Source organism: Streptomyces sp. NPDC046876 (genome assembly GCF_040645035.1).
Lineage (GTDB): Bacteria > Actinomycetota > Actinomycetes > Streptomycetales > Streptomycetaceae > Streptomyces.
Genome location: NZ_JBEYXK010000020.1, coordinates 1 through 16,310, shown reverse-complemented (window position 1 = coordinate 16,310; position 16,310 = coordinate 1). Strand labels below are relative to the sequence as shown.

At 73.4% G+C, this 16,310-nt stretch carries 14 protein-coding genes; 10 read left to right on the top strand and 4 right to left on the bottom strand.

Annotated elements, in window-relative coordinates; all coding sequences use genetic code 11:
* Positions 1-9: 9 nt before the first annotated feature.
* From ABZ924_RS14235 to ABZ924_RS14220, 4 genes are all read left to right on the top strand, one after another.
* On the top strand, positions 10-1,635 hold the full coding sequence (locus ABZ924_RS14235; protein WP_361908132.1) for an acyl-CoA synthetase: 1,626 nt from the start codon (positions 10-12) through the stop codon (positions 1,633-1,635).
* A 207-nt stretch (positions 1,636-1,842) separates the two neighbouring features.
* Positions 1,843-2,805, top strand: a complete 963-nt coding sequence (locus ABZ924_RS14230; RefSeq protein WP_361908129.1) for a hypothetical protein — start codon at positions 1,843-1,845, stop codon at positions 2,803-2,805.
* Between the two features lie 111 nt (positions 2,806-2,916).
* A complete protein-coding gene (locus ABZ924_RS14225) occupies positions 2,917-4,035 on the top strand; it encodes an ionic transporter y4hA (RefSeq protein WP_361908126.1) in 1,119 nt (372 codons plus the stop codon).
* 345 nt (positions 4,036-4,380) lie between these two features.
* Positions 4,381-5,907, top strand: coding sequence for a fatty acyl-CoA synthetase (locus ABZ924_RS14220; RefSeq protein WP_361908123.1), 1,527 nt, complete (start codon positions 4,381-4,383; stop codon positions 5,905-5,907).
* A 30-nt stretch (positions 5,908-5,937) separates the two neighbouring features.
* On the opposite strand, the gene ABZ924_RS14215 is transcribed toward ABZ924_RS14220, so the two are convergent.
* Both ABZ924_RS14215 and ABZ924_RS14210 read right to left on the bottom strand, forming a co-directional pair.
* Positions 5,938-6,759 carry a YhjD/YihY/BrkB family envelope integrity protein gene (locus ABZ924_RS14215; protein WP_361908120.1) on the bottom strand — a complete coding sequence of 274 codons (822 nt, stop codon included), beginning with the start codon at positions 6,757-6,759 and terminating at the stop codon, positions 5,938-5,940.
* 694 nt (positions 6,760-7,453) lie between these two features.
* Positions 7,454-7,717 (bottom strand): DUF6087 family protein, encoded by a 264-nt coding sequence (locus ABZ924_RS14210; protein WP_361908117.1) that lies wholly within the window; start codon positions 7,715-7,717, stop codon positions 7,454-7,456.
* A 145-nt stretch (positions 7,718-7,862) separates the two neighbouring features.
* Between ABZ924_RS14210 and ABZ924_RS14205 the strand changes: the two genes are divergently transcribed.
* Positions 7,863-8,057: a hypothetical protein gene (locus tag ABZ924_RS14205; protein WP_361908114.1), complete on the top strand. Its 195-nt coding sequence runs from the start codon at positions 7,863-7,865 to the stop codon at positions 8,055-8,057.
* Positions 8,058-8,264: 207 nt separating this feature from the next.
* Here the strand turns inward: ABZ924_RS14205 and paaK are convergent, their stop codons facing one another.
* Entirely contained in the window at positions 8,265-9,566 is a 1,302-nt protein-coding gene (gene paaK, locus ABZ924_RS14200) for a phenylacetate--CoA ligase PaaK (protein WP_361908111.1), read from the bottom strand.
* 248 nt (positions 9,567-9,814) lie between these two features.
* Positions 9,815-11,461, bottom strand: a complete 1,647-nt coding sequence (locus tag ABZ924_RS14195) for an acyl-CoA synthetase (protein WP_361908108.1) — start codon at positions 11,459-11,461, stop codon at positions 9,815-9,817.
* 188 nt (positions 11,462-11,649) lie between these two features.
* On the opposite strand from ABZ924_RS14195, the gene ABZ924_RS14190 reads away from it, so the two are divergent.
* The 5 genes from ABZ924_RS14190 to ABZ924_RS14170 all read left to right on the top strand — a co-directional run bounded on the left by ABZ924_RS14190 (position 11,650) and on the right by ABZ924_RS14170 (position 16,204).
* Complete coding sequence (locus ABZ924_RS14190) at positions 11,650-12,450, top strand: crotonase/enoyl-CoA hydratase family protein (protein WP_361908105.1); 801 nt, start codon at positions 11,650-11,652, stop codon at positions 12,448-12,450.
* A gap of 161 nt (positions 12,451-12,611) precedes the next feature.
* The gene (locus tag ABZ924_RS14185) at positions 12,612-13,586 is read left to right on the top strand and encodes an OB-fold domain-containing protein (RefSeq protein ID WP_361908102.1); all 975 of its coding nucleotides are present in this window, start codon (positions 12,612-12,614) and stop codon (positions 13,584-13,586) included.
* Positions 13,586-14,665 (top strand): thiolase domain-containing protein, encoded by a 1,080-nt coding sequence (locus ABZ924_RS14180; RefSeq protein ID WP_361908099.1) that lies wholly within the window; start codon positions 13,586-13,588, stop codon positions 14,663-14,665. The genes ABZ924_RS14185 and ABZ924_RS14180 overlap by 1 nt, the downstream gene beginning before the upstream one ends.
* A complete protein-coding gene (locus tag ABZ924_RS14175; protein WP_361908096.1) occupies positions 14,662-15,837 on the top strand; it encodes a thiolase domain-containing protein in 1,176 nt (391 codons plus the stop codon). The genes ABZ924_RS14180 and ABZ924_RS14175 overlap by 4 nt, the downstream gene beginning before the upstream one ends.
* A 127-nt stretch (positions 15,838-15,964) precedes the next feature.
* On the top strand, positions 15,965-16,204 hold the full coding sequence (locus tag ABZ924_RS14170; protein WP_361908093.1) for a DUF397 domain-containing protein: 240 nt from the start codon (positions 15,965-15,967) through the stop codon (positions 16,202-16,204).
* Positions 16,205-16,310 lie beyond the last annotated feature (106 nt).

Genomic DNA, 16,310 nt, shown 5'->3' with positions numbered 1-16,310 from the left:
GTGAGCCGCATGACCGACACCGACAGCGCCACCGACAGCTCCGGCAACAGCTCCACCCAGAGCGCCGCCGACACCGCCACCGCCGCGGCCCGGCTCCCGAACGGCTTCTGGGCCCAGGCCGCCGCCGACCCCGAGCGCACCGTCCTCGTCACCCCGCAGGGGGAGGAGTGGACCGCCGGCCGGCTGCACGCCGACGCCAACCGCCTGGTCCACGGCCTGCGCGCCGCGGGCCTCGAGCGCGGCGACGTCTTCGCCGTCGTCCTCCCCAACGGCGTCGAGTTCCTCACCGCCTACCTCGCCGCCTCCCAGGCCGGCTTCTACCTCGTCCCGGTCAACCACCACCTCGTCGGCCCCGAGATCGCCTGGATCGTCTCCGACTCCGGCGCCAAGGTCCTCATCGCCCACGAGCGCTTCGCCGACGCCGCCACCGCCGCGGCCGACGAGTCGGGCCTGCCCGCGAGCCACCGCTACGCCGTCGGAGCCGTCCCCGGCTTCCGCCCGTACGCCGAGCTCCTCGACGGCCGGCCCGCCACGCCCCCCGAGGGCCGCACCCTCGGCTGGGTCATGAACTACACCTCCGGCACCACCGGCCGCCCGCGCGGCATCCGCCGCCCCCTGCCCGGCAAGCTCCCCGAGGAGACCTACCTCGGCGGCTTCCTCGGCATCTTCGGCATCCGCCCCTTCGACGGCAACGTCCACCTGGTCTGCTCGCCGCTCTACCACACGGCCGTCCTGCAGTTCGCCGGAGCCTCCCTGCACATCGGCCACCCGCTGGTGCTGATGGACAAGTGGACGCCCGAGGAGATGCTCCGCCTGATCGACACCCGCCGCTGCACGCACACCCACATGGTCCCCACCCAGTTCCACCGCCTGCTGGCCCTCCCGCAGGAGGTGAAGTCGGCGTACGACGTCAGCTCCCTGCGCCATGCCGTCCACGGGGCCGCGCCCTGCCCGGACCACGTCAAGCGGGCCATGATCGAGTGGTGGGGCCACTGCGTGGAGGAGTACTACGCGGCCAGCGAGGGCGGCGGCGCGTTCGCCACCGCCGAGGAGTGGCTGAAGAAACCGGGAACGGTCGGCAAGGCCTGGCCGATCAGCGAACTGGCCGTCTTCGACGACGACGGCAACCGGCTGCCCCCGGGGCAACTCGGCACCGTTTACATGAAGATGAACACCGGCGGCTTCAGCTACCACAAGGACGAGGGCAAGACGCGCAAGAACCGCATCGGAGACTTCTTCACCGTCGGCGACCTCGGACTGCTCGACGCGGACGGCTACCTCTTCCTCCGCGACCGCAAGATCGACATGATCATCTCGGGCGGCGTGAACATCTACCCCGCCGAGATCGAGTCCGCGCTGCTGACGCACCCGGCGGTCGCCGACGCCGCCGTCTTCGGCATCCCGCACCCCGATTGGGGCGAGGAGGTCAAGGCGGTCGTCGAGCCGGCCGACGGTTACGGGCCGGGGGAAGCGCTGGCCGCCGAGATCCTGGCCCACTGCGAGCGCCGGCTGGCCGGCTACAAGCGGCCCAGGACGGTCGACTTCATCGCGGCCATGCCCCGCGACCCCAACGGCAAGCTGTACAAGCGGCGGCTGCGCGACCCGTACTGGGAGGGCCGCGACCGGGCGGTGTGACCGTACGCGGCAGGCGCCGCGCCGTCCGGCCCCACGGCCGTACGCTGGCCGGCGCAACCTTGCGGGCCGGCCGGGCTAACCCCCGGCCGCGCCTGGGCCGGGGCGCACCTGCGCATCGGTGAGATGGACGACGGACCGACGCGGTCCGATTCCCCCCACCTCACCGCACTCCTCCGGCCCGGCACGGCCGGAGGAGGTTAGGAAGTCATGAACGCGAGTACCACCACCCGCCGCACCCGGCGCCGCGCCTTCGGCGTCGCGGCCCTGACCGCGGCGGCCGTCGCCGGCCAGCTGCTCGTCATGTCCCCGGTGGCCCAGGCCGACGGCGACCAGGGCAACCGCGCGATGCGCACCGGCGTCAACCTGATGGAGCCCCCGCCGGACAACGAGGGCGCGCGCCACGACGCGCCCTCCTCCGATGAGCCCCGCTCCGACGAGAGCCGCGACGACGGCCGCTACGAGGGCGACGACCAGGCGAAGCCCAAGCCGAAGCCGACCACGACGAAGGCCACGCCGCACGGCGTGCAGGAGTTCACCAATGACGGGACCTTCGTGCCGCCGCCCGGCGTCACCTCGGTGTTCGTCCAGGCCTGGGGCGCCGGCGGCGGCGGTGGCGGCGGTGGCGGCGGCAACGGTGGCATCGAGGAGGCCGGCGGCGCCGGCGGCAACGGCGGCGGTGGCGGGAGCGGTGGCTTCGCCTGGTGCACCGTCCCGGTGAAGCCGTCGAAGACCTACGCGGTGGTCCTCGGAGACGCCGGCACCGGCGGCCCGGGCGGCCCGGGCGGCACCAATGGCCCGGGTGGCAACGGCGGGGCGGGCGGTACGGGTACGGCGACCACCCTGGCCTCGCCCCAGGGCGATGTCGTCGTCACGGCGACCGGCGGCACGGGCGGTGGCGGCGGCCAGGGCGGCACCGCCACCGCCACGGGCGACGACGGCGACCCCGGTGCCGGCGGCACCGGCACCTGCCGCACCGGCGGGGTGACCCGCACCGGAGAGCCCGGGAACGGCATCACTGGCGGTGCTGCGGTCGACGGCATCGTCGGCCTGCCGAACGGCGCCAGCGCGGGCGGCAACGGCGGAGCGGGCGGCGCCGCCGGCGTCCCGACCGGCCAGCCCGGCGACCCCGGACAGCCCGGTGGCAACGGGTACGTCGTCATCTTCTGGTAGCCGGCGCAAGGTTCACCACCGGCCGCAGGCTCCGCTCCGTGGCGGGGCCTGCGGCCGACGCGCCTTTCGTCCCGTTCGCCCCGACCATCCCGTTCATGGCAGGTTGGGGGCATGAGTACGGCATCCCGCAGGTTCCCCTTCACCGACTGGACCGTCGTGGTCCCGCTCGTCTCGCTGCTCGCACTCGTGTTCAGCTGGGGGCGGGACCTGCCGGGGTTCGCGGTGGCCGTCGTCGCCCTATGCCTGGCGGGCGCGGTGCTGGCGGCCGTCCACCACGCGGAGGTCGTCGCCCTCCGGGTGGGTGAGCCGTTCGGCTCCCTCGTCCTCGCCGTCGCCGTCACCGTCATCGAAGTGGCCCTCATCGTCACCCTGATGGCCGACGGCGGCGACAAGACCGCCTCCCTCGCCCGGGACACCGTGTTCGCCGCCGTCATGATCACCTGCAACGGCATCGTCGGGCTGTCCCTGCTGGTGGGCGCCCTGCGCAACCGGGTCGCCGTCTTCAACGCCGAGGGGTCCGGTGCCGCGCTCGCCACGGTGGCGACCCTGGCCACGCTCAGCCTGGTCCTGCCGACCTTCACCACCAGCAAACCCGGCCCCGAATTCTCCGCGGACCAGCTGGCCTTCGCCGCCGTCGCCTCCCTCGCCCTGTACGGGCTGTTCGTCGCCGTCCAGACGGTCCGCCACCGGGATTATTTCCTCCCCGTGGCCACCGTACCGGGCGGTGCCGCCGACGACGCCTCCGGCGACGGGGAGCACGCGGCCCCGCCCACCGCCCGGGCCGCCCTGATCAGCCTCGGCCTGCTGCTCGTCGCGCTCGTCGCCGTCGTCGGCGACGCCAAGTCCGTCTCGCCCACCATCGAGTCGGGCGTGGCGAAGGCCGGCCTGCCGCAGGCCGTCGTCGGCGTCATCATCGCGCTGCTCGTGCTGCTGCCCGAGACGCTCGCCGCCGTCCGCGCCGCCCGCCGCAACCGGGTGCAGACCAGCCTCAACCTGGCCTACGGATCCGCCATCGCGAGCATCGGCCTGACCATCCCTGCCATCGCGCTCGCCTCCGTGTGGCTCTCGGGCCCGCTGCTGCTCGGGCTCGGCCCGGTCCACATGGTGCTGCTCGCCCTGACGGTCGTGGTCGGCGCCCTCACCATCGTGCCGGGCCGGGCCACCCTGCTCCAGGGGGGCGTGCACCTGGTGGTGCTGGCGGCGTACCTCTTGCTCGCGGTGAGCCCTTGAGCCGACCGGCCCCGCTGCCCGGGGGCGGGTCGCGCCGCCCGGCGCCCTGCCCTGCGGGGCTGATCCCCGCCCCGCCCTTTCACCGTTTCCCGGAGCTCCGCCCCGGACCCCGTTCGCCTCAAACGCCGGCGGGGCTGGGTGGGTCGGGGCTCCGCCCTGGTCCCTGTTCGCCTCAAGCGCCGGCGGGGCTGGGAGAAGCGTCGGCGGGGCTGGGAGAAGGGTCGGTGGGGTTGGGAGGAGCGTCGGAGAAGTTCGGGGGGATTCGTGGCGCTTGACGCGCGGGGTGAGGGCGGGACGAGTGGCGGTGATGTTGACCCCCATCGGCGGGGAGGCGAGGATCGCGGCATGACTGAAGGGCGTACGGCAGTGCGGCGGAACACGGTCGACGGTCTGGTGCGCGACAGCGCCCTGCGCCATCCGGACCGGCCGGCCGTCCGGTACCGCGACCGGACCTGGACCTACGGCGCCCTCGACGCGGCGGTCTCCACCGGGGCAGCCGTCCTGCGGGAGCGGTACGGGCTGGCCGCCGGCGACCGTGTCGCGGCGTTCGCCCACAACTCCGACGCCTATCTGATCGCCTTCCTGGCCTGCGCGCGGGCCGGCCTCACGCACGTTCCGGTCAACCAGAACCTCACCGGTGAGGACCTCGCGTACATCCTCGACGACTGCGCGGGCGCGCTGGTGCTCGCCGACCCGGACCTGACCGGTCGGATCCCCGCCGGATACCCCGTCCGGCCGCTGCGCGACGCGCCCGGCTCCTTCCTCGCCGAGCTGGCCGCACCGCGGCCCTTCGAGCCGGGCCCCGCCGATGCCGACCCGGGGGCCGTGGTGCAGCTGCTGTACACCTCCGGCACCACCGCCCTCCCCAAGGGCGCGATGATGACGCACACGGCGCTGGTCCACGAGTACGAGAGCGCGATCGAGGCGCTGGACCTGGCCGAGGGGGACCTCCCGGTGCACTCGCTGCCGCTGTACCACTCGGCGCAGATGCACGTGTTCCTGCTGCCCTACCTGGCGGTGGGCGCGCAGAACACGATCCTGGACGCGCCGGTCGCCGAGGAGCTCTTCGCGCTGGTCGAGGCGGGGCGGGCCGACAGCTTCTTCGCCCCGCCCACGGTGTGGATCGCGTTCGCCAACCACCCGGACTTCGGGCGGCGCGACCTGGGCTCGCTGCGCAAGGCGTACTACGGGGCCTCCGTCATGCCGGTGCCGGTCCTGCAGCGGCTGCAGGAGCGGCTGCCCGGGCTGGGGTTCTACAACTGCTTCGGCCAGTCGGAGATCGGGCCGCTGGCCACCGTGCTGGGGCCGGCGGAGCACAAGGGGCGGATGGAGTCGTGCGGGCGGCCCGTACGGCACGTGGAGGCGCGGGTCGTCGACGAGGAGGGTGCGGACGTGCCCGACGGGACGGCGGGCGAGGTGGTGTACCGCTCGCCGCAGCTGTGCCTGGGGTACTGGAACGACCCGGAGGCGACGCGCAAGGCCTTCCGGGACGGCTGGTTCCGCTCGGGGGACCTCGCGGTCCGCGATGCGCAGGGGTACTTCACGGTCGTGGACCGGGTGAAGGACGTCATCAACTCGGGCGGGGTGCTGGTCGCCTCCCGGCAGGTCGAGGACGTGCTGTACACCCATCCGGGGGTGGCGGAGGCGGCGGTGGTGGGGCTGCCCGACGCGCGCTGGATCGAGGCCGTGACCGCCGTGGTGGTGCCGCGCGGGGAGGTGGGGGAGGCCGAGCTCCTGGCGTACGCGCGCGAGAGGCTGGCCCACTTCAAGGCGCCGAAGCGGGTGCTGTTCGTGGAGGCCCTGCCGCGCAACGCCAGCGGCAAGATCCTCAAGCGGGAGCTCCGCGACCGCTTCGGCCGGGCGAACGGCTGACGCCGCCGGACACGGGGGACGGCCGGGCCGTCAGCCCTCGAGGAGATCGGAGTGGCGCAGGCGGCGCGCCGTCAGGTGCTCGTGGACCAGACGGCCGACGAGCGCGCCGCCGTAGACGACGAAGCCGACGCCGACCAGCCAGGACTGGACGACGAGCAGGGTGCCGAAGGGGCCGTACGTGACGGCGTTGGAGGCGATCAGCGGGGAGAACACCAGCTGCGAGAAGACCCGCAGGCCGAGCAGGCCCAGGCTGGTGGCCACCGCGCCGGGCAGCAGGGCCCGCCAGCGGACCCGACCGCCCAGCAGCAGGCGCTGGGAGCCCCAGAAGAACACGCAGGTGCCGACGACGTCCCCGGTGGTGCCCAGGACCGCGCCGATCACGTCGTGGGAAGGGGCGCGGATCCCGACCAGCAGGGCGAGGTAGCACACGAGCAGGGCGAGCCAGACGACGTGCCGCCACATGGTGTGCCAGCGGGCGGTGGGCAGGTCCCAGACCTTCTCGTACCCGGTCTGCACGGCCCCGCCGAAGGTCAGGCCGAAGACGGCCAGAGCCGCGAGGCCGAAGGCGGTGGTCCGCTCCAGCGCCAGGTCGGCCGCCCCGAACAGCATCTCGACGCGGGCCCGTGAGGAGGCCGAGACCCCGAGGGCCTGCCCCAGCCACCGGCCGAAGCCCGAGCCGCTGCCCGGCGCGGCCGCCGCCACCACGACCAGCAGCGGTACCAGGGTCAGGAAGCCGAGCGCGGCGAAGCCCATGGCCCGGTGCATCAGCTCCATCTCGCGTCCCCGGTTCCAGGCGAGTCCGGCCGGAGAGGCCAGGAGCCGGTCGTGGAGCTGTCGGAGCTTCGAGGTCACGCCTCATGGACTACCCGTACGGACCCGCCGGGTCTCGGAAGCCGTGCCGAAATCAGCCCGAACGGGTGGTTTCGCCTGCCCGTCCGCGTGTCCGCGTGTCCGCGTCTGCCGGGTCGTCACCAGCTCGCCGGGCTCGCCGTCCGGCAGTACCTCACCCATCAGCGGATCCACCACCTCCGGATAGAAGTGGTCCTTCCAGATGGGCAGCCCGACCTTGGACGAGTTGGGAACATCACATGGGTAAGCAGCAGGGGGAGTGCCGCGAACGACAGGCCGGTGAGCATGGCAGACCAGTAAGCGGTGTCCCCGTGTAACGGGAGTCCGTCCGTGTCGGCGCCAGGGGGACGTTCCACCATAAGGATGAGGTCCGCTGGTCGGCGCGCCTCTCCCCGCAGAGGCATGCCGGCCGGGCCGACCTGGCAACTACCTACCTGTCGGCGGGCGGCCGCGCGGGCCGGCAGCGGAGCCGCGGAAGGGCCGCGACCGTGCTGTCTGCAGAGGCCCGAAGGCGGTGAAGCCCGGTCGCCGGCGCCGAAGTATGCGTTGGCCCCGGCAGGGAGGGATCCGGCCGGGGCTCGGTGCATCAGCCCTGCTACGGGCGCAGGGCCGCCAGGCAGTCGGGAGGGCCGCCGCGCCGTGTGCGACGGCCCTCCTCCGGCGGGGTACATGGCCGGCCGGGGCGAGGTGGCCGCGGTCAGCCGGTGGCCCACGCCTTCGCCGCTGTGAGATCGGGGGCGGTACCGACCACGACGTAGGCGAAGCCGTTCCACTCCTCCAGTACACGCGGCTCATCCGGTCGCAGGTGGCTGCCACCGCCGTGAACCGGTCGGTGGCGTCTCTCGAGATCCATGGGCGCGCGGCGGCGCTTGTCGTAGGCGTGTAGCGGGTCGGTGGGGTCGAGGCGGGGGGCGGCGCGGGACGGCTGGTTGGGCGCTCCGGGGCGGCGGTGCTTGGCCATTGGGTGATGGTCCCAGGTCTTCAGGGGCGCGGCGGGGCAAGGCTGGGAATCCGCGGATGCCTCAGGTGCTGGCCGCCGTCGTACACGTGCAGGGTGAACGTCTCCGGCGCCGGGGCGCCGGCTGTGTCGGGCATCGAGTACGTGCATGGACGTCGCCCGCGTGTGGCAGGGGCTCGACGAGCCGCTGAAGGCGTTCCATGCACTGCGGGCTCTGGCGTCGTACGCGCCGGAGGAGGCCACCCGGCCGAAGGTCCGCGCCGTCGCCTCGGAGCTGCTGGTAACGAACCCCGAGATGCCAGGCCTGCGCCGCTTCGCCCAGCGCACTGGAGCGGTCGTCTGACCCGGGAGGGACAAGAGCCCTTCCGGCAATATCGCACGGCGGGCTCGAGAGGCAGTTGTGCTTCTGCCACTCGTCGGCCATGCCGCACACGATGCCCGGACCGGGCCCAAACGCGCGAAGTGCCCCCTCCCGCCCGGAGGCGAGAGGGGGCAATGTGGCTCAGCGGTGCACGTCACCCTGTCCACCGGGACTGCGCTTGCCGGGTCGTCACCGGGCGCCGCGCAGGTCGACCAGGCGTTTGATCTTGCCCACCGAGCGCTCCAGGGTCTCCGGTGCGACCACCTCGACCGCGACGGAGACCCCGACGCCCTCCTTCACCGCCCGGATCACGGCGGTGGCCGCCGCGTCGCGCTCGTCGGCCGTCGCCTCGCGCCGGGCCTCCACCCGGACGGTCAGGGCGTCCAGCCGGCCTTCGCGGGTCAGGCGCAGCTGGAAGTGCGGGGCCAGGCCGGGGGTGCGCAGCAGGATCTCCTCGATCTGGGTCGGGTACAGGTTCACCCCGCGCAGGATGATCATGTCGTCGCTGCGGCCGGTCACCTTCTCCATGCGCCGGAACGCCGGCCGGGCGGTACCGGGCAGCAGGCGGGTCAGGTCCCGGGTGCGGTAGCGGACGATGGGCATCGCCTCCTTCGTGAGCGAGGTGAACACCAGCTCACCGGGCTCGCCGTCCGGCAGCACCTCACCGGTCAGCGGATCCACCACCTCCGGGTAGAAGTGGTCCTCCCAGATGTGCAGCCCGTCCTTGGTCGCGGCGAACTCCTGCGCCACGCCCGGCCCCATCACCTCGGACAGGCCGTAGATGTCGACCGCGTCGATGCCGAGGCGGTCCTCGATCTCGCGGCGCATCGCCTCGGTCCACGGCTCCGCGCCGAATATCCCCGTCCGCAGGGAGGTCCCGCGCGGATCGATGCCCTGGCGCTCCATCTCGTCCAGCAGGGTCAGCATGTACGAGGGGGTCACCATGATGACCTCGGGGCGGAAGTCCTGGATGAGCCGCACCTGGCGGTCGGTCATCCCGCCGGACGCGGGCACGACCGTACAGCCGAGGCGCTCCGCGCCGTAGTGCGCGCCCAGGCCGCCGGTGAACAGGCCGTACCCGTACGCGATGTGCACGATCTGGCCGGGGCGCCCGCCCGCCGCGCGGATCGACCGCGCGACCACGTCCGCCCACAGTGCCAAGTCCCCGTCGGTGTAGCCCACCACGGTGGGGCGGCCGGTGGTGCCGCTGGAGGCGTGGATGCGGCGGACCTCCGGGCGGGGGACGGCGAACATCCCGAAGGGGTACTGGTCGCGCAGGTCGGCCTTGGTGGTGAAGGGGAAGCGGGCGAGATCGGCGAGGGAGCGGCAGTCGTCGGGATGCACCCCCGCCTTGTCGAAGGCCTGCCGGTAGAACGGCACGCGCTCGTAGACCCGGTGCAGCGTGGCCTGCAGCCGCGTCAGCTGGAGCGCGGCCAGCTCCTCCCGGCCCAGGCGCTCGCCCTCGTCCAGCACATCCCCGTACGCCGCCATGCCGCCACCTCGCCCGTGAGTGAACCCTGCCGCCGCCAACCGACCGATCATTCGGTAGATTGCCGGAGCCGGGCGGCTAAATCAATGACTCGAACGAGTGATCGTGTGAGGGGCGGCCTGGCCCACGGCCCGCGTCGAAACGGCTGGGCTTCTGGGGCGCTGCCCCAGGCCCCGCGCCTCAATCGCCGGCGGGGTTGGATGTGCCGGACCGCGGCTTCGAAAGCCGCGGGGCTGGAGTTGGCCGTGCCTCAGTCGTCGGTCGGGTTCGTTGACGGGGCGGCGGCGGTGGCTACCGACTTGGCCCAGCGGTAGTCCGCCTTGCCGCTCGGGGAGCGTTGGATGGCGGGGGCGATGACCAGTTGGCGCGGGATCTTGTAGCCCGCCAGCCGGGTGCGGCAGTGGGTCTGGATCTCCTCCAGCGTCGGCTCCGGGGCACCCGCGCGGACCTGGACCACTGCCGCCACGTGGTTGCCCCACGTCGCGTCCGGCACGCCCGCCACCAGGGCGTCGTACACGTCCGGATGGGCCTTCAGCGCCTGCTCGACCTCCTCCGGGTACACCTTCTCCCCGCCCGTGTTGATGCACTGCGAGCCCCGCCCCAGCACGGTGACGATGCCCTCGGCGTCCACCGTGGCCATGTCCCCGAGCAGCACCCACCGCTCCCCGCCCTTGCGGAAGAAGGTCTCGGCGGTCTTCACCGGGTCGTTGTAGTAGCCGAGCGGCACGTGCCCGCGCTGCGCCAGGCGCCCCGGCACCCCGACCGGGACCGGTTCGTGTGTGACCGGGTCCACCACCTGCGTACGGTCGTTGACGACGAGCCGGAACCCCTTCTCCGGGCCGGCGTCGTCGGCGGCCCGCCCGTTCGACCCGGACTCCGAGGATCCGAAGTTGTTCAGCAGCACCACGTTCGGCACGAGCCGCCGGAACTCGGCCTTCACCGAATCCGACATGATCGCCCCGGAGGAGGAGACGCTGAAGAGGGAGGACAGGTCCGTGCCCGCCAAGGGGCCCTTCAGGGCGTCGATCAGTGGACGCAGCATCGCGTCGCCCACCAGGGACACGCTCGACACCTTCTCCTTCTCGATCGTCCGCAGCACCTCCTCGGGCACGTACTTGCGGTGGATGACCACCCGCTGCCCGTAGTTGAAGGCGATGAACGAGGTCAGCGTCGACGTGCCGTGCATCAGCGGCGGCGCGGGGAAGAAAGTGAGCCCGGCGCCGCGCGCCGCCACCCGCTCGGCCAGCTCCTCGGGCCGCTTGACCGGCTCACCCGAGGGCTCGCCGCCGAAGAGCCCGGCGAAGAACAGGTCCTCGGCCCGCCACATGACACCCTTCGGCATGCCGGTCGTGCCGCCGGTGTAGATGATGAACAGGTCGTCGGGGGAGCGGGGTGCGAAGCCCCGCCCGGGCGAGCCGGCCGCCTCGGCGTCCGCGAACGCGACGGGCGCGAGCACCGGCTCCGGCGCGCCCTGCGGAGCCGCCCCCACCCGCAGGAGGTGGCGCAGCTTCGGCGTCTGCGGCAGGGCGGCCGCCACCCGCGCGGTGAACTCGCCCTCGAAGACCAGGGCGGCCAGGTCGGCGTCGTTGTAGAGGTAGACCAGCTCCTCCTGCACGTACCGGTAGTTGACGTTCACCGGGACCAGCCGTGCCTTCAGGCAGGCCAGCACGGTCTGGAGGTACTCGACCCCGTTGTAGAGGTGCAGGCCCACGTGCTCGCCGGCCTCCAGCCCGCTGCCCAGCAGGTGGTGGGCGATGCGGTTGGCCGCCGCGTCCAACTGCGCGTACGTCAGGCGGCGTTCGGCGCCGGTCCCGGGGTGGTCCACGTACACCAGGGCCTCGCGGTCCGGGACCACGTCCACGACCGACTCGAACAGGTCGGCAAGGTTGTACTCCACCGTTCCTCCTCACCCCCGAAAGCTCCCGTGGCGGGCGGCCCGCCGGGCCGTCCGGCGGCCCATTAGAGCGCCGCCCACCCGAACTGGGAAGGGACCGCGCGAACAAATCTGACTGGGTGTCAGAAAACTCTTGTACTGCACCCCACCCTCCTGCAACCTGTTCTAGGTCTCGAGACGGGAGGACGGCAATGGGCGGTACCGAACACCTGACCGCGGAGCGCCACGGGGCCACGATGGTGCTCACCATGAACAGGCCCGAGGCGAAGAACGCGCTCTCGCTGCCGCTGCTGGTGGGCCTGTACGACGGCTGGATGGAGGCCGACGCCGACGACACCGTCCGCTCGGTGGTCCTCACCGGAGCCGGCGGGGACTTCTGCGCCGGGATGGACCTCAAGGCCCTGGCCGGCAAGGGCATCGCGGGCGAGTCCTACCGCGACCGCCTCAAGGCCGACCCCGACCTGCACTGGAAGGCGATGCTCCGCCACCACCGCCCGCGCAAGCCCGTCATCGCGGCCGTCGAGGGGTACTGCGTGGCCGGCGGCACCGAGATCCTCCAGGGCACCGACATCCGCGTCGCGGGCGAGGGAGCCACCTTCGGGCTGTTCGAGGTCCGGCGCGGCCTGTTCCCGATCGGCGGCTCGACGGTACGGCTGCCGCGGCAGATCCCGCGCACGCACGCCCTGGAGATGCTGCTGACCGGCAGGCCGTACTCCGCCGAGGAGGCCGCCCGCATCGGACTCGTCGGCCACGTCGTCCCCACCGGAACCGCCCTGGCCAAGGCCCTGGAGATCGCCGAGCAGATCAACGCCTGCGGACCGCTCGCCGTCGAGGCCGTCAAGGCCTCCGTCTACGACACCGCCGAGATGACCGAGCGGGAGGGGCTCGCCGCCGAACTGGTCCGGGGCTGGCCGATCTTCGACACGGCGGACGCGAAGGAGGGCGCGCGCGCCTTCGCCGAGAAGCGGCCCGCGCTGTACCGCCGGGAGTAGCCGCCGACCGCCCGTAGGGCCCGCCCCGGCCGGCCTCTCTCCCGCCCCGGCCGGCCCCTCTCCCGCCCCGGCCGGTCTCTGCCCCGGTCCGATCCGGTCCGGCCCCGGGTCCGGCCCCGGCCACGCTCCCCCCACCCGCCCCGAGCATCGGAGAGTCGACCATGACAGCAGCCGCGTCCCCGCCCGAGGTGCTGCGCGCGCCCCTCGTCGTCGAGTTCCCCTTCACCCGGTCCCTCGGACCGGTCCAGAGCGCCTTCCTCACCGGGCTCCGCGAGCGCGTGGTCCTCGGCGTGCGGACCTCCGACGGCCGCGTGATGGTCCCGCCCGTCGAGTACGACCCCGTCACCGCCGCGGAGATCCGCGACCTCGTCGAGGTCGCCGCCACCGGAACCGTGACCACCTGGGCCTGGAACGACCGGCCGCGTCCCCGCCAGCCCCTCGCCACCCCCTTCGCCTGGGTCCTCGTACGCCTCGACGGCGCCGACACCGCGATCCTGCACGCCCTCGACGCCCCCGGCCCCGACGCCGTCCGCACCGGCATGCGCGTACGGATCCGCTGGGCCGGGCAGCGCACCGGTGCGATCACCGACATCGCCTGCTTCGAACCCCACGACGGCGAGGACGCCCCGGCCGACGGCGCCGAACCCGCCGCGCACGACGGCGTGTTCGCCGACCCCGTCACCGGCATCGTCGCCGAGGCCCGCCTCGACTACACCTACAGCCCCGGCCGCGCCCAGACCGCGTACATCAACGCCCTCGCCGAACACCGCACCGTCGGCGAACGCTGCCCCTCCTGCCACAAGGTGTACGTGCCGCCGCGCGGCGCCTGCCCCACCTGCGGGGTCGCCACCACCGACCGGGTGGAGGTCGGTCCCGCCGGCACGGTCACCACCTTCTGCATCGTGAACATCAAGGCGAAGACCCTGGACATCGAAGTGCCCTACGTCTACGCCCACATCGCCCTCGACGGCGCCGACCTCGCCCTGCACGGCCGGATCGCCGGCATCCCCTACGACCAGGTCCGCATGGGACTGCGCGTCGAACCGGTGTGGACCGAGGGAAGCAGCCACCCCGACCACTACCGCCCCACCGGCGAGCCGGACGCGGACTACGACGCGTACAAGGAGCTCATCTGATGACCCCGCACGCACCGCGCTCCCGGTACGCCCGCGACGTCGCCGTCGTCGCCTTCGCCCAGAGCGACCACCGGCGCCGCACCGACGAGCTCAGCGAGGTCGAGATGCTGATGCCGGTCCTGCACGAGGTGCTGGACCGCACCGGGCTGAAGGCCGGCGAGATCGGCTTCACCTGCTCAGGCTCCAGCGACTACCTCGCCGGCCGGCCCTTCTCCTTCACCATGACCCTCGACGGGGTGGGCGCCTGGCCGCCGATCTCCGAGTCGCACGTCGAGATGGACGGCGCCTGGGCCCTCTACGAGGCCTGGGTCAAGATCCAGACAGGCGAGGCCGACACCGCGCTCGTGTACGCGTACGGCAAGTCCTCGCCCGGCTCCGTACGCGACGTGCTGACCCGGCAGCTCGACCCCTACTACACGGCGCCGCTGTGGCCCGACTCCGTCGCACTGGCCGCCCTCCAGGCCCAGGCCCTCATCGACGCGGGCCGGGCCGACGAACCCGCCCTCGCCGCCGTCGGCGCCCGCAGCCGGGCCGCCGCCGAGGCCAACCCGCACGCCCAGCTCCGCGGCGCCGTCCCGCAGGGCGACTACCAGGTGAGGCCGCTGCGCACCGGCGACTGCCCGCCCGTCGGCGACGGCGCGGCCGCCGTGGTCCTCGCCGCGGACGACACCGCCCGGCGGCTGTGCGCCCGCCCGGCCTGGATCACCGGCATCGACCACCGGATCGAGCCGCACGGCCTCGGCCTGCGCGACCTCACCGACTCCCCCTCCACCCGGCTCGCCGCCGAGCACGCGGGCCTCTTCGGCGGCGCCCCGGTCGACACCGCCGAGCTGCACGCGCCGTTCTCCTCCCAGGAGCTCGTCCTGCGCAGGGCCCTGCGGCTCGGCGGCGGCGTGGCCGTCAACCCCTCGGGCGGGGCCCTGGCCGCCAACCCGATGATGGCCGCCGGCCTGATCCGGATCGGCGAGGCCGCCGCCCGGATCCACCGCGGGGAGTCCCACCGGGCCCTCGCCCACGCCACCTCCGGCCCCTGCCTGCAGCAGAACCTGGTGGCCGTCCTGGAAGGAGACCGCACGTGAGCCGAAGGGGCAAGGAACCCGTCGCCGTCGTCGGGATCGGCCAGACCAAGCACGTCGCCGCCCGCCACGACGTCTCCCTCGCCGGACTCGTCCGTGAGGCGGCCGCCCGCGCCCTCGCCGACGCCGAGCTGGACTGGGCCGACGTCGACGCGGTGGTCATCGGCAAAGCCCCCGACTTCTTCGAGGGCGTGATGATGCCGGAGCTGTACCTGGCCGACGCGCTCGGCGCGACCGGCAAGCCGATGCTGCGCGTGCACACCGCCGGCTCGGTCGGCGGCTCCACGGCGCTGGTCGCCGCCAACCTGATCGCCGCCCGGGTGCACCGCACCGTGCTGACGCTGGCCTTCGAGAAGCAGTCGGAGTCCAACGCCATGTGGGGCCTGTCGCTGCCCGTCCCCTTCCAGCAGCCCCTGCTGGCGGGGGCGGGCGGGTTCTTCGCCCCGCACGTGCGCGCGTACATCCGGCGCACCGGCGCCCCCGACACGGTCGGCTCGCTCGTCGCGTACAAGGACCGGCGCAACGCGCTGAAGAACCCGTACGCCCACCTGCACGAGCACGGCATCACCCTGGAGAAGGTCCAGGCCTCGCCGATGCTGTGGGACCCGATCCGGTACTCCGAGACGTGCCCCTCCTCCGACGGGGCCTGCGCGATGGTCCTCACCGACCGGGCGGGCGCGGCGCGCGCCCCGAGGCCGCCCGCGTGGGTGCACGGCGGTGCGATGCGCAGCGAGCCGACGCTCTTCGCCGGCAAGGACTTCGTCTCGCCGCAGGCCGGCAAGGACTGCGCGGCCGACGTCTACCGGCAGGCCGGCATCACCGACCCGCGCCGGGAGATCGACGCCGTCGAGATGTACGTGCCGTTCTCCTGGTACGAGCCGATGTGGCTGGAGAACCTCGGCTTCGCGCAGGAGGGCGAAGGCTGGAAGCTCACCGAGGCCGGCGCCACCGAACTCGACGGGGACCTGCCCGTGAACCCCTCCGGCGGCGTGCTGTCCACCAACCCGATCGGCGCCTCCGGCATGATCCGGTTCGCGGAGGCGGCCCTCCAGGTCCGCGGCCGGGCCGGGGAGCACCAGGTTCCGGGAGCACGGCGGGCGCTCGGGCACGCGTACGGGGGCGGCGCGCAGTTCTTCGCGATGTGGCTCGTGGGGGCCGGGATGCCGGCGTCCTGACCGGACGGGGGTTCGGGGCGGGTGGGCCCGGCAGGCGCCGCGGCTCGGGTGACTCACCGTGGCCTGTGCGACACGGGCCGCGATGGTTACCCTGGCCCCCGGACGACGTACCGGGAGGAGCACGCACGTGGCCGAGAGCATGACTTCGCAGCCGCCGACCGGCTGGGGTAAGCCGGACCTGGACCTCAGTGAGGCCGACTGGCAGTCGAGCAGCCGGGGGGCGGGCGACGTCCAGATCGCCTTCGTCGAGGGGTTCATCGCGATGCGCAACAGCGAGCGGCCCGAGAGCCCGTCGCTGATCTTCGCGCCCGACGAGTGGCGCAAGTTCGTGCTGGGCGCGCAGGGCGGGGAGTTCGACCTCACCTGAGCTGCTCCCGGCACCGCCGGGTCCGCGTCGACGGCCTGGGCGGCCGCCGTGGCCGGCGGACCGGGCCCATTCAGCCTCGCCGGCGTTTGAGGCGCGGGGTTTGGGG

Excerpts from the sequence above, each read along its gene's own strand:
- ABZ924_RS14230 (WP_361908129.1), top strand. The coding sequence starts at position 1,843 with ATGAACGCGAGTACCACCACCCGCCGCACCCGGCGCCGCGCCTTCGGC.
- ABZ924_RS14185 (WP_361908102.1), top strand. The coding sequence starts at position 12,612 with ATGACAGCAGCCGCGTCCCCGCCCGAGGTGCTGCGCGCGCCCCTCGTC.
- ABZ924_RS14225 (WP_361908126.1), top strand. The coding sequence starts at position 2,917 with ATGAGTACGGCATCCCGCAGGTTCCCCTTCACCGACTGGACCGTCGTG.
- ABZ924_RS14220 (WP_361908123.1), top strand. The coding sequence starts at position 4,381 with ATGACTGAAGGGCGTACGGCAGTGCGGCGGAACACGGTCGACGGTCTG.
- ABZ924_RS14205 (WP_361908114.1), top strand. The coding sequence starts at position 7,863 with ATGGACGTCGCCCGCGTGTGGCAGGGGCTCGACGAGCCGCTGAAGGCG.
- ABZ924_RS14235 (WP_361908132.1), top strand. The coding sequence starts at position 10 with ATGACCGACACCGACAGCGCCACCGACAGCTCCGGCAACAGCTCCACC.
- ABZ924_RS14190 (WP_361908105.1), top strand. The coding sequence starts at position 11,650 with ATGGGCGGTACCGAACACCTGACCGCGGAGCGCCACGGGGCCACGATG.
- ABZ924_RS14180 (WP_361908099.1), top strand. The coding sequence starts at position 13,586 with ATGACCCCGCACGCACCGCGCTCCCGGTACGCCCGCGACGTCGCCGTC.
- ABZ924_RS14210 (WP_361908117.1), bottom strand. The coding sequence starts at position 7,717 with ATGGCCAAGCACCGCCGCCCCGGAGCGCCCAACCAGCCGTCCCGCGCC.
- paaK (WP_361908111.1), bottom strand. The coding sequence starts at position 9,566 with ATGGCGGCGTACGGGGATGTGCTGGACGAGGGCGAGCGCCTGGGCCGG.